Source organism: Marinobacterium sp. YM272 (assembly GCF_050908845.1).
Lineage (GTDB): Bacteria > Pseudomonadota > Gammaproteobacteria > Pseudomonadales > Balneatricaceae > Marinobacterium_D.
Window position 1 is genome coordinate 1,887,516 of sequence record NZ_CP194171.1, and the last position, 12,344, is coordinate 1,899,859.

Here is a 12,344-nt window from a genome sequence, read left to right on the forward strand (position 1 = left end):
CGATAAGGCACTGAAACGCTGCGTATTCTTCAAAACCACACCGATGTTCTGGCTGGAAAGGCCGCAGCTCTGGAACACTGCGAGGTGAGCGCCAGAGCTCAGCTCAATGAGGCTGACCTATACTGCAGCGGGCTGGACCTCTATTACCTGCCGATTAACTCGAACTCCGGAGTTCCGTCATGCCCTTGCCTGGAGCCGCACTGCTGGTTCTGTCGCTGATGCTGCTGGTAGGTACAGCCTCTGCTGAACAGCGGGTGGTCCACTGTCCCGACCAGCAGGTGGAGATACAGGCAGTATCACAGCTTGACGCCGAGTCTATCTGCACGGCCTCTGCCGACGCCCTGGCTTTTCTGGCAAAAGCGGGAGTAAAGCCAAACGCAGTGATTACCATCGAGATGGTTGAACAGTCACTGGAGCATTATGGCAGCAAGGCGTTTGGCAGTTTTGACCAGCGCACAGGGCATATCAGGCTGATGTCGGTGGAATCGATCCAGGCTCTGATAACTCAGGCCAGGATGTTTGATCAGGTCCTGGATGAGGAACATTACCGGGGGCTGGTGGCCCATGAGATTGCCCACGCGCTGTTTCATCAGAATGGCCCGGATGCCCAGCTTTCCAACGCGGCGCAGGAGTATCTCGCCTATGTGACTCAGCTTGCGGTGCTCTCTGCCGAGCGGCGCCGGCAGATCATTGCCCGGGCGGATGTTGAGGCCTGGGCGCCGGGCGATGAGATCAGCGAGATCTATATGGCGTTTGCACCGCAGAAGTTTGCCGTTAAGTCTTATCTGCATTTTGTCAGTCTCAGCGCCCCCGTCGAATTTGTAAAAATGCTGCTCAACGTGAAGTGGTTTTATATCTCTGTGCCTTGAAACGGGTCGTTTCATGCGCACCTGGTTGTGAACAGCAGCCAGTTTGTGGAACGGACACTTAGAGTAGAGGAGACGCTTATGGCCGGGGACAATACACAGACCGGACACTGCCTGTGCGGCAAGGTCAGTGTTACAGCGACGCTGAAAAATCATAATGTGGATGCCTGTCACTGCGAGATATGCCGCCGCTGGAGTGGTGGTCCGATGCTGGCGGTGGCCTGCGACGGTGAGCCGGCGTTCAGCGGCGAGAGCCATATCGGGGTGTTCGACTCCTCGGACTGGGCACAACGGGGCTTCTGTAAGGAGTGTGGTACCCATCTGTTCTACCGCCTTAAAGAGGGTGGATTCTATGCGCTGCCGGTTGGGCTGCTCGATAGCGCGGATGGCTGGACACTGCATGCCCAGGTGTTCATCGATGAGAAGCCCGGCTTTTACGCCTTCAGTCAAAGGACGGCAGAACTGACCGGCGCCGAACTGTTCGCCCAGCTTGATAAATCATCCTGAAGCGCTGTTTACACACTTTCATCTGGCTCCTCTGTTGTGGTCCGGTGGAGTGGAGCCTGCGTAGGAACCCAGGCCGGCAGATAGCGACTGGCAGATCCTGAACGCGAAAGGCTGGTTTCTCTATTCCAGCAGCTATTTCAACAACTAGCTCAGCAACTCTTTCACTACCTGGGGGGAACAACGACGCGCTTTATGAAAAAACACCTCATGGCCTTTGGCTCTCTGCTGCTGGTAGGGCTACTGGAAGGATGCACCCAGGCTGGTCTTCAGCTCGCCAATCTGCCGGCCAGATTGAGTGATACCCAAACCTTCAAGGCGATAGCTTACGGCGGGGGCGATGCCCATAAGCTTGATATCTATGTGCCGGAGCTGGAAGCGGATAGGGCCCTGCCGGTACTGCTGTTTTTCTACGGCGGTCGTTGGACCGATGGTTCGCGACAGATGTATCCCTTCATCGGTGAAACCTTTGCCAGCAAAGGCTATGTCACCGTGATCGCGGACTACAGCAAATACCCCAAAGTGCGCTTTCCCGCCTTTGTTGAGGATGGCGCCGCGGCGCTGGCCTGGGTGTACCGGCATATCGAAGACTACGGTGGTGACCGCCAGAGAATCTACCTGTCCGGGCACTCCTCAGGTGCCCATATAGGCGCGCTGCTGGCAGCGGATGAGCGTTATACCCGGGCGGCAGGGATAGATAACGGCGTGATCCGCGCCTTTGCGGGCCTCGCCGGTCCCTACGATTTTGAGCCCGATGCGGCAGACCTGAAGGATATGTTCGGCCCGCCGGAGAACTATCCGCAGATGCAGGTCACCACCTTTATCGACGGGGACGAACCACCGATGCTGCTGTTGTGGGGCGACTCCGATACCACGGTCTGGCGGCGTAACCTGGATCTGCTGGCGCAGCAGATCCGTGAACGGGGCGGCCGGGTGGAGACACAGATCTACCCGGGGATGGACCATGTGGGGATCGTGGCCAGCCTGACCTGGTTTTACCAGAACCGACGGTCGGTGCTGGAGGACATGCTCGCCTTTTTCAACCGGCACTGATCGCTCTGCTCAAATCCGGCAATAGCCTGCGCCCGGGCAACTCACGCTCTGCCGGCAGCAACTAAGCTGGAGACAGTAACAGGCAAAGACGGAGGGTGCGGTCATGGTCAATAGCAGCCTGGGAGCGGGCAAAGGAGGTATGCGGGCGATGGTGCTGGATGCGCCGGGCCAGCCGTTACAGGAAAAACAGCTTCCGATACCCGAGCCGGGCCCGGGCCAGGTGCGGGTTCGGGTCAGTGCCTGTGGCGTCTGCCGGACCGATCTGCACGTGGTGGATGGGGACTTGAAAGATATTCCAGCGGGCATCGTACCGGGTCACGAGGTGGTTGGTTATATCGATCAGCCTGGTGAAGGCGTAACCGGTTTTTCAATCGGCGACAGGGTCGGTATACCCTGGCTCGGCCATACCTGCGGCGTCTGTCCCTATTGCAGCAACGGGCAGGAAAACCTTTGCGACGCACCGGGCTTTACCGGCTACACGATCCACGGCGGCTATGCAGAGTATTGTGTCGCCGATGCGCATTACGTGTTTTCACTCCCTGACGGTTACGACGATCTGCATGCCGCCCCTCTATTGTGCGCGGGGCTGATCGGCTACCGCTCCTGGGCGATGGTCAGCGATGCCAGACACCTGGGGCTATATGGCTTCGGAGCCGCCGCTCATATCATTGCCCAGGTGGCGATCGCCAGGGGCATAGAGGTCTACGCCTTTACGCGATCGGGTGATACCCAGGCGCAGGCATTTGCCCGTGATTTGGGTGCCTACTGGGTCGGCGATTCCGAGACCCCGCCGCCCCAACCTCTGGATGCGGCAATCATCTTTGCCCCGGTGGGCGCACTGGTACCCCAGGCCTTGAAAGCGGTACGCAAGGGCGCAACGGTGGTCTGCGCCGGTATCCATATGTCAGATATTCCCGCCTTTCCCTACAGTATTCTCTGGGAGGAGCGTCAGGTGCGCTCCGTTGCCAATCTGACCCGTGCCGATGGCGAGGCATTCATGGCGTTGGCGCAAGAGATTTCGATAGAAACCAGTATCACCCGGTATGATCTGAGTGACGCTAATCGGGCGTTGTCGGACTTAAGGGAAGGGCGGCTAAGTGGTGCCGCTGTGCTTGTACCCTGATAGGTGGGCGAAGCCCCAGGCTCCGCCCTGCCGGGGAGATTACTGCGCGGTGATAATATCCATCACCAGCTTGCCATCCACTTTGACCGGGCCGTCCTCCTTGGCGCCCAGGGTGTATTCGAATATACCGGTTTTCATGCCGCCAGCTTCGCCATGAAGCATCAGCATGAGTTTCTCTCCGGGTTGAACCTCTTCGGTAAGAATAGCGGCAACCTGCTCGTTCTCGCCCTTTTTGAGCGGTGCATGGCCGACCACCGGACCCGGTTTGTTGCTGTCATCGGTACGATGAACCACCAGCCAGCCATTACTCTCTGCAACCAGTTTTTCCGCGGTCACTGTTCCGCCCGACAGGTCCTGATCTTCCGCCCAGACACCGAGCTTCATGTGATCATGCGCAAACGCACTACCTGCGATGAGAGTGGTGGCCAGCACTGCGCTGTTTAGCATCTGCTTGTTCATACTTTTTGCTCCTTTGCGATTGGGGTAGCCCATCACCTTCGCGGTTCAGGCCTGTCTCAAGAGACCCGGTTAACAGCCTGAGCCGGGTCAGTGGCTCTGGATCTGTTTCGGGTTGTCTTTAGCTACGCAGCGTTCTGGAAAAGGTTTCAGAAACTATTAAAAAGTGTTGTCGGTGGGGGTGTTGCGGAGGCTGCTTTAAAAAATGGCGCTGAAATCTGAGCCGAATCGGTGGAGGCTCCCACCGGGTTGCGGCAGGAGTGTCTGGGGCTATCGGTGGTTTCCCGGTTAAAGTGACTGTTTACTGTCAGAGGGGATGGCAGGGTAGAGGTAACCGTGAATCGCAGGTCCCGTGGGTTGGCCTGTGGGTGAACCTCCCTCGGGTTCAACACTGATACCGAACGTGGCCTGTTTCAAAAGAGCGGGTTCATACTCCCTGAGGCTGGCTGACTCCAGTTCCATATTGGCGTTCAGAACACCGACCGAGCGCGGCGTTGGGCCCAGGGGATCAGCCTTGATCCATAACTGGTAAGACTTGCCGGGCTTGGCTTCAGCGGTCACCGGGCTGACTGTCAGACTGCGGTTTTGCAGATCGACTCTGAGCATAAAGGCGGGCTGCTGGTCATCGTGCTGGAATACGGCCACAAATGACTCGGGTGCAGGCTTGGGGTCTGGTCGGGTCAGCAGCAGAACACAGAGAAGCAGTGAGGCGGCGGTCGCTATGCCGGTACTCCATTGCCAACGCCGCACCCTGGTTTTCAGCGCACGCAGCTGTGTCAGGTCGCCGCCGGTTTCACCAGGCCAGTGCTGAGCGGCTTCCAGTTCATCCAGGCGCTGTTCGATCCGGGCAAACAGATCCGGACTGGGCTTGATGTCGCCGATTTCATTGCCCAGTGGAGCCAGACGCTGCTCCCAGTACTGGATTAGCTGCTCCAACTCCGGCTCCCGGCGACGGCGTTGTACGACGGTGTCACGCTCATCCGCTTCCAGCGTACCCAGCACGAACTCCGCCGCCAGCATGTCCAGGTCGTCGCGGTCAGTCATCAGTTCATGCACCCCTTTAACTGTTTCAGTGCGCGATGCAGCCAGGTTTTTATCGTATTCACCGGTTGCTCAAAGCGCGCCGCAAGATCGGCGCGGGAATACCCGTCAAGGTAAGCCAGGCGAACCAGGTCAGCACGCCCACTCTCCAGCAGACTCAGGCAGTGATTCAGCTTCTCCTGCTCACGGGTTTGGGACAGAGCCGAAACACCATCGGGAAAGGAGCCTGGCAACTGGTCCGGTGGTTCCTCTGCGTCTGCGCTCGCGGCAGGTGCCCGGCGTAGCTGGTCGATAGCAGTATTACGCGCCAGGGTCGCCATCCAGGTAATCGGGGAGGCCATACTCGCATCGAAACTGCCCGCCTTCTGCCAGACCTTGATGTAAGCTTCCTGCAGAACCTCTTCGCTCCAGTGCTCATTTTTCAATATACGCAGGACGGTAGCATAAAGTTTCGCCGAGGTTGCCGTGTAGAGTGCCGCAAATGCCTGGCGATCTTTGTTAGCCGTCCGTTCAAGCAATTGTGTCAGTGGAGGGGATGACTCAGGTGAGGACATAGGGCGGGTCCGGTTCCATTCGAGAGTAATTGAGTCCTGTTGAGGGAAGTTACGAAGTCCGTTGCAAACGGATCACCTTCAGCCCAAAAATGCGCACATTGATCGAGCGGGGGAGGGTTGGAGCAGGCGTGAGTTTTCGTCCAGACTCTGTGCTCTGTAAAAACAGTGTTCCACTTCCACTTTGAAGGGGTGATGAATGAGCCGGCATGAACAGAATGACTTAACCGATCTGACCGATTTCCTGATGGAGATCGACGCCCTGAAGCGGGTTGAGCGGCGCTCCTATATCGGTGGTGGCGGTCGCCGGGAAAACTCCGCCGAACACTCCTGGCAGCTGGCGCTGGCCTGCTGGTCGATCTCGCGCCGCTTCAATCTTGAGGTGTCGGAGGAGAAACTGATCAAGCTGGCGCTGGTGCATGATCTCGGTGAGATCGATGCGGGCGATACCTTTCTTTACGCCAGGGAGCGCAGCAACGCCCATCAGGCGGAGCGGCGCTGCCTGGCGCGGCTGACAGCCCATGCTGGCAACAGCATTCCCGAGCTTGCCGATCTCTGGGAGGAGCAGGAGACCGGCCGCAGTATCGAAACCCGGCTGCTTAAAGTTGTCGATCGTCTGCTGCCTTTTCTGCTCAATGTAAAAAGCGAAGGCCGCACCTGGGTCGAGCTTGGCATCAGCCGGTCCCAGGTGCTTGCCGCGCACGCCTTTATCGCCGAGGAGTTCCCGCAGATCCATGACTGGATGCTGGCGCAGATCGATAACGCGGTGGAGCGGGGCTGGTTGAAGCCGGAATAGACCGGGTTTTAGAGGCCAGCGCAGAACCGAGGCTCACGCAGCGGCGTATAGGTGGATACATTTATCCTCTCTGTGCCGAAGGAGTGTGCACTATGGCTGTTGTCCTTTATGTCCTTATTCTGCTCGCGATTGCGCCTGTATTTCTGGCCGGTGTGGCAGTACGCTGCCGGCTAAAGCAGTTTGGCAAGATCGATAATAACCATCCGCGAGCTCAGCAAAGTCAGCTTGAAGGTGTCGGCGCCCGGGCCATGGCAGCGCAGCAAAACGCCTGGGAGGCGGCGATCGTCTTCGTCACCTCGGTCTTTATCGCTTTCGCCGCGGGCGTCCCCCTGGACGACCTGACCCTGCCTGCGCTGCTCTACCTGGTGTTCCGCCTGCTGCATGCCGTTTTTTACCTGACGAATCTGGCCACCCTGCGCAGTATTGTCTACTGCGGCGGGCTGTTTACCTGTCTGTATATCGTCGCCAGCGCGGCGGTTTAATCGCGGTGACTACAAAACTTCGCTTCAACATGGCAAAATTATTGCTTATGCCCGGTTCGCCGGGCATTTATGTATCCAGAGTTGGTTTTGCCTCGGAGTGTTGGTTCTATGTCCCTGTTTCTGCGTCGCTTTATCCGCACGGTGCTGGTAATTACCCTGCCGTTTACGCTATCGGCCTGTGTAACCAACGGCCTGATGATGGATAACAGCGCCGGCGCCAATGGCTATGAGATCGGCTTCCATGATGGCCGTCACAGTGGATTGAACGGCGCAACCGACCTGTCGACCTCTCTGATCAAGGACCTCACGCGCTACCAAGCGGATGAGCGTTACCGTGAAGGCTGGCTGGCGGGCCAGGAAGAGGGCGCGCGGATCCGCGCTGAACTTGCCTCGCTGCGCGCCAATAAAACAGCCAAGGCAACCAAACCCAAGTCTCAGGCGCAGGGTAATAAAATGCCGGATATGGCCCGCCCTGAAGATGAAGTCCTGGAGCGATCCTCGATCAATACCATCGATTCTTCCAGCATCAAATTCTGACATGGCATAAAGCGGGAGGCAGGAGCCGTTATTCGCGTCTAGAGTTACAGGTGTCCAAAAACAAGAGAGAGACGCCATGCTACTCAAAGGTTCCTGCCACTGCGGTGCCGTTCACTTCAGTGTCGAGTCACCTCACCCTTACCCCTATAATCTTTGCTACTGCTCGATCTGCCGCAAGACGGCGGGGGGCGGTGGTTTTGCCATCAATCTGGGCGCACTGGCCGAGTCGCTGGAAGTAGAGGGCTCGGAAAACCTCAGCATCTACCACGCCCGCATCGACGGTGAGAAGAGCAATGGCGAACGCCACTTCTGTGCGACCTGCGGCAGCGCACTCTGGGTCTATGACAGCCGCTGGCCGGAGCTGATCCATCCCTTTGCCTCCGCCATCGATTCCGAGCTGCCGGTACCTCCGCAACGTACCCACCTGATGCTGGGAAGCAAGGCCTCCTGGGTACCGGTTAATGCTGACGAGGACGATCAGTGTTTTGAAGAGTACCCCGAGGAAAGCCTGGCCCAGTGGCATCAGCGTAATGGCCTGGTGAGTTAGCCTTAACAACGGGCTGACGACCTCCGGCCGCCAGCCCTGTCAGATCAGGCGGCGGACGCCTGGGCGACACTGCCGCGTTCCAGCATAACAGTCACCGGGCGGCAGACCGTGTTGCAGACCGGTGAGTGTTCCCGCGCGAAGGCCAGCAGGTCATCCAGCTCCGCATCACTGCAATCCGCCTTGATATCCATGCGGATGCGGATATTGCGATAGCCGGCGTAGACCTCCGGGTCCAGATCCAGCAGCCCCTGCAGATCTATATCCCCCTCAAGCTCTGTGGCGATCGATTCGATGTTGATGCCACGTGCCGTTGCATGCAGCACCGTGGTGGTGGTGACACAGCCTGCCAGCGCGTGTAGCAGAAACTCCACCGGGTTCGCACCTTCATTGTCGCCGAGCAGTACCGGTGGCTCACCGTTGGTAAATACGAAGGGCCTGGTACGTGAGCGGTCCTCTTTTCCCGCGCCGTAGAAACCCTGAATCATGGAACGGTTCTCTCCGCCATTGATCCAGCCGTTACGGGCGCGGAAACGGAACTGCGCCAGGTCGGGATCAGCACTCAGTGCGTTGACGGTATCGGTCATCTGCTGCAGGTTCAGGCCGTTACGGGTGTCGATAGTGTTCATGATGTACCTCTTTTTATCGTCGCTGTTTCTATAATCACTGCAGGGTCAGATTAGGGCCTGGCGTCTCTGCTGATCAGCAGCATTCAGGTCAACAGCGGTTCATTCGTGCCACTATCGTCAGCAGAGGCATCGTCAGCAAAAGCATCGTCGGCGTAACTATCGTCAGCGCCGCTTTCGTTTCTGTCCCGGGGCGAGGCGAGAAATGAAAAAAGGGCATAGCAGCACCACCGATGTTCTGATTCTGGCGGTACCTGAAACCGCCGGATCGGCACTTTATGGCATGGTCGATGTGCTCAGTGCGGCTGGAAACCTGTGGCAGACACTCACCGGACAGGCTGAATCCCGGCGGCCATTTCGCGTGCGAGTCATCTCGGACAGAGTCCAGCCGTTCAGCTGCGGTAACGGGATTCCGGTTACGCCGGAGTGTTCGATCGGGCAAGCCCCCAGCGCCGATATCATTATCCTGCCCGAGCTCTGGTTTGCCCCCGATGCCTCGTTCCGGGGAATGTACCCCCACATCATGAACTGGTTGCGGGAGCGCCACCGCCGCGGCTGTGCCATCTACTCGGCCTGTTCCGGGGCGCTGATGCTGGCCGAGAGCGGCTTGCTGGATGGTTGCCGGGCGACCTCGCACTGGGGCTATCAGGCGCTGTTCCAGCGCGATTACCCGCAGGTGGAGTTCACGCCCGAGCCCAACCTGGTGTTTGCGGATCCCGCCGGGCATATCGTCACGGCCGGTGGCACCACCTCCTGGCATGACCTGGCGCTGCATATAATCGCCCGTTATGCCGATCCCGGTGAAGCGCTGCGTATTGCCAAGGTCTACCTGCTGAAGTGGCATGGCGAAGGCCAGCTGCCGTTCGCGCCGCTGGTCAGGCGCCAGCCCCATGCCGATGCCGTGGTACGCCGGGCAGAAGACTGGCTTGGTGAGCACTACCGTCAGGAGGGTGCGATTGCCCTGTTGGTCAGTCAGAACGCCGTGGCCGAGAGGACTCTCAAGCGCCGTTTCCGGAATGCCACTGGCTGCTCATTAATCGAGTACCTGCAGAACCTGCGGGTTGAGGCGGCCAAACATCTGCTGGAAAGCTCTGATCTGGCAATCGATGAAATCAGTGCCGAAGTAGGCTACGAAGACGCGTCCTTTTTCCGGCGCCTGTTTAAACGCACAACGGGTATGGCGCCCAGCGAGTACCGGCGCATGTTTCGTCCGGTGGCGTTGAGCTGAATCCCGGGATGGGCCGTTGTGCCCCCGGATTTCTGCGGGCCAGGGAGCTTTTAGTGTCAAATCGTCGAAAAAAACTGCGTGAAATTTTTTCGCTTGGGTCTGCCGGGCAGGACCCCGGGGGTTCAGGATTTTCCAAATACGCATCAAGAACATGCGTAACATCTAATGTGCGTGGTCGTTGCGGGTACTTTGTCGGCAAGGGTCAACAAATTCATTTTGTCCTTGGGGGATACGGCAGGTGGGCCTTGCCTGAACGGAAAAAAGTCTTGGCTGAGAACGAATGTATATCAATTACTTATATTAGATATTGTTTATGTTAGTCGAAGAAAATACGCCAAAATTCCCGTGAAATAGGGTGCTTAAGCCAGACTGTTTTGCTCGGGAATACCTGCTGGCCGGTTATGCAGGGCTTGGCTATACCCTAGTTGGATATAAAAAATAATAAGGAAGGGGTATTGTCATGTGCTCTCTAATGCAGCAGTGGATCAGACACTCTGCTCCACTCAATTCAGTGTTGGTACTTTTAGTGGCCGGTCCGCTCGTTGCCCCGATGGCTCTGGCAGATCGCATCACTTCAGGACCCAGCGGGGCCGTAGCGCCCGCAGCGCCAGAGTATGTCGCGGAAGGTTTTGGCGGCTTCAACCTGGATAACATCAATGTGGTTCTAAACGGAGATGGCAGCTGGTTCGACGAAATCAGCGGTGAGTATTACTTCAGCCCGGATTCGGATTACACCTATCTCGGGGCAGTCAGCAATGAAGTAGGGGAGGATGGTACCGGAACAGAAATGGGATATGTGCTGGCTAAAGACTGGCCGATCGGAGAACCTCCGGGTATCAAGGTGATCCAGGACGATGGGGGCGTTAAAGAGCCCAAACCGGCAAACTGCATTATGGCCACCTCATACCTGGAAGAGCATTATCTGGATTCCACCGACCCCCGGCAGGTGCTCTGCAGCTCTCCTTTCCAGACTCACAAACGCTACAAGCTCGCCATGTTGCCAGCCGCATTGGCTAACGGTGGTATCGACCTGGTATTTAACGTTGAACCAGAGATCGGCTCCCGTGATTATCAGGTATTTCAGAAGATCAATAACTGGACGAACAGCCGCCTGGCCGGCTTCAAGATCCAGGTTGGCACAGGTGTTGGCAGCAACTTCATAGCGGCCGCTGCTGACGGGGGTGTCGGTGTCGAAAACCTTAGCCTGTCTGCGCCCACTAGTATCTGGGATCCTGACCAGCTGGCCAACTTTTCCGAGGGTTTGTTTGGCCCTCCAGACATCAAACACGACCGCCCCGCAGGCTTTTTTGACGCCACTACCCGAGCAGGGTTCGTCTTTGCCGAGTATGAGGGCTTGGCAGAACTCTCCGGGCAGACCGACACTCTGAACTCTGGTGCAACGTTGGGCAGTGACTATAGCAATGTGCCCGACGGGGGAGGCGCTGATGGCCAGTTTGGTGCCTGGCTGCCCAACATCTGGTTGCCCCAGGGGATATTCTTTGATGATGACGGCAATCCGAATACCGACGCGGAGCTGGTTGCCTGGTTTGGTTACAATCCTGTCGAAGCCGGATACACATGGATGGAAGGGGCCAGTGAGGAACCTGATGAACCTGGATTTGCCCCTCTTGATGATTCAGTCATCGACGCTTGGAGTAACGACCTTTTATACACCCAGGGCGTAATTGATGACCTGGTTAACGTCGGCCTTAACTACATCGTCACCGTCGGTCAGCTCACCGCTGATTCTGACCAGTTCACTCTTCGGATCACTCCGGTTGAATCCGTATCCGCCACTGTACCGGGCTATGTAGCAAACGCATCTACACCTAACCTGAGTTATAACGGTCCGGTAGCGTTGATGATCTCTCCGGCACCTGAGTTTGAGATCGGATCCGTACTGACAGCCCGTGTCGGCGATGCGGCTGCGAATGGGGCTGTAGAGGAAATAGATCAGGTCGAAGTAACCATCAGCACCAGTACCGGGTTGAGCCAAACTCTGTTCCTTGATGAACTCGGTGAAGATCGCGGCGCGTTCGCGGCAATCCTGCCGGATGAATACAGCAACGTTGCCGTTGGCACTACAGTAACAGTCAGCTACAACGGTGCCGACGATGTCTCAACCACCGCAGTGGAACCGCAAGAACCAGTGCTCTTCACTGAGGTTTCCGTCAGTGACTTCGCGGTACCTGACAGCCTCTTTGTAGGACAAAGCGGTAAAGTCAGCATGACGGTTACCAACGCTAAAGCCTCCGAAACCGCTGTCAGTGGGACAGCGACCATCGTGGCTAACGGCGTCGTCATCATGGAACAGCCGTTCGAGGCGCTGGAGCCCAAAAGAAAAATCAGGTTCTCCACCAAATGGACTGCTGAAGAAGCCGGGGATGTGTCCTGGACTGCAGAAGTCCGTCTCGATGGCGAAACCGAAGCGGCCGACAGGGCCAGTGCAACAACGCTCGTCGCAGTCAAACCGGGTAACCAAAACAGCAATAACTTTGGTAACAGGTAGTGGCCAGGCGCTTAGCCTTTCTACACTA

The 12,344-nt window shown here is 57.4% G+C and carries 14 protein-coding genes; 10 read left to right on the forward strand and 4 right to left on the reverse strand.

What is annotated here, in order from left to right:
- The first annotated feature begins 179 nt into the window (after positions 1-179).
- The 4 genes from ACQUQP_RS08450 (at position 180) to ACQUQP_RS08465 (ending at position 3,546) form a co-directional block, all read left to right on the forward strand.
- Complete coding sequence (locus ACQUQP_RS08450; protein WP_432698356.1) at positions 180-869, forward strand: DUF6639 family protein; 690 nt, start codon at positions 180-182, stop codon at positions 867-869.
- A gap of 78 nt (positions 870-947) precedes the next feature.
- Positions 948-1,373, forward strand: a complete 426-nt coding sequence (locus tag ACQUQP_RS08455; RefSeq protein WP_432698357.1) for a GFA family protein — start codon at positions 948-950, stop codon at positions 1,371-1,373.
- A 192-nt stretch (positions 1,374-1,565) separates the two neighbouring features.
- Entirely contained in the window at positions 1,566-2,423 is an 858-nt protein-coding gene (locus tag ACQUQP_RS08460; RefSeq protein ID WP_432698358.1) for an alpha/beta hydrolase, read from the forward strand.
- A gap of 103 nt (positions 2,424-2,526) precedes the next feature.
- Positions 2,527-3,546 (forward strand): zinc-dependent alcohol dehydrogenase family protein, encoded by a 1,020-nt coding sequence (locus tag ACQUQP_RS08465; protein ID WP_432698359.1) that lies wholly within the window; start codon positions 2,527-2,529, stop codon positions 3,544-3,546.
- A 39-nt stretch (positions 3,547-3,585) separates the two neighbouring features.
- On the opposite strand, the gene ACQUQP_RS08470 is transcribed toward ACQUQP_RS08465, so the two are convergent.
- The 3 genes from ACQUQP_RS08470 to ACQUQP_RS08480 all read right to left on the reverse strand — a co-directional run bounded on the left by ACQUQP_RS08470 (position 3,586) and on the right by ACQUQP_RS08480 (position 5,597).
- Positions 3,586-4,005, reverse strand: a complete 420-nt coding sequence (locus ACQUQP_RS08470) for a DUF7282 domain-containing protein (protein WP_432698360.1) — start codon at positions 4,003-4,005, stop codon at positions 3,586-3,588.
- Between the two features lie 285 nt (positions 4,006-4,290).
- Positions 4,291-5,046, reverse strand: a complete 756-nt coding sequence (locus ACQUQP_RS08475; protein WP_432698361.1) for an anti-sigma factor — start codon at positions 5,044-5,046, stop codon at positions 4,291-4,293.
- The gene (locus ACQUQP_RS08480) at positions 5,046-5,597 is read right to left on the reverse strand and encodes a sigma-70 family RNA polymerase sigma factor (RefSeq protein WP_432698362.1); all 552 of its coding nucleotides are present in this window, start codon (positions 5,595-5,597) and stop codon (positions 5,046-5,048) included. Before ACQUQP_RS08480 ends, ACQUQP_RS08475 begins: the two co-directional genes overlap by 1 nt.
- 196 nt (positions 5,598-5,793) lie before the next feature.
- Here ACQUQP_RS08480 and ACQUQP_RS08485 point away from each other — a divergent pair, with 196 nt between their 5' ends.
- The 4 genes from ACQUQP_RS08485 (at position 5,794) to ACQUQP_RS08500 (ending at position 7,956) form a co-directional block, all read left to right on the forward strand.
- Positions 5,794-6,390, forward strand: a complete 597-nt coding sequence (locus ACQUQP_RS08485) for an HD domain-containing protein (RefSeq protein ID WP_432698363.1) — start codon at positions 5,794-5,796, stop codon at positions 6,388-6,390.
- Positions 6,391-6,482: 92 nt separating this feature from the next.
- Entirely contained in the window at positions 6,483-6,872 is a 390-nt protein-coding gene (locus ACQUQP_RS08490; RefSeq protein ID WP_432698364.1) for an MAPEG family protein, read from the forward strand.
- A gap of 108 nt (positions 6,873-6,980) precedes the next feature.
- Positions 6,981-7,409 (forward strand): hypothetical protein, encoded by a 429-nt coding sequence (locus ACQUQP_RS08495; RefSeq protein ID WP_432698365.1) that lies wholly within the window; start codon positions 6,981-6,983, stop codon positions 7,407-7,409.
- Between the two features lie 76 nt (positions 7,410-7,485).
- Positions 7,486-7,956 carry a GFA family protein gene (locus tag ACQUQP_RS08500; protein ID WP_432698366.1) on the forward strand — a complete coding sequence of 157 codons (471 nt, stop codon included), beginning with the start codon at positions 7,486-7,488 and terminating at the stop codon, positions 7,954-7,956.
- Between the two features lie 44 nt (positions 7,957-8,000).
- Here the strand turns inward: ACQUQP_RS08500 and ACQUQP_RS08505 are convergent, their stop codons facing one another.
- Positions 8,001-8,582 carry an OsmC family protein gene (locus tag ACQUQP_RS08505; protein WP_432698367.1) on the reverse strand — a complete coding sequence of 194 codons (582 nt, stop codon included), beginning with the start codon at positions 8,580-8,582 and terminating at the stop codon, positions 8,001-8,003.
- Positions 8,583-8,784: 202 nt separating this feature from the next.
- On the opposite strand from ACQUQP_RS08505, the gene ACQUQP_RS08510 reads away from it, so the two are divergent.
- Both ACQUQP_RS08510 and ACQUQP_RS08515 read left to right on the forward strand, forming a co-directional pair.
- Entirely contained in the window at positions 8,785-9,807 is a 1,023-nt protein-coding gene (locus ACQUQP_RS08510; protein WP_432698368.1) for a GlxA family transcriptional regulator, read from the forward strand.
- 550 nt (positions 9,808-10,357) lie between these two features.
- Positions 10,358-12,316 carry a choice-of-anchor F family protein gene (locus ACQUQP_RS08515; RefSeq protein ID WP_432698369.1) on the forward strand — a complete coding sequence of 653 codons (1,959 nt, stop codon included), beginning with the start codon at positions 10,358-10,360 and terminating at the stop codon, positions 12,314-12,316.
- Positions 12,317-12,344 lie beyond the last annotated feature (28 nt).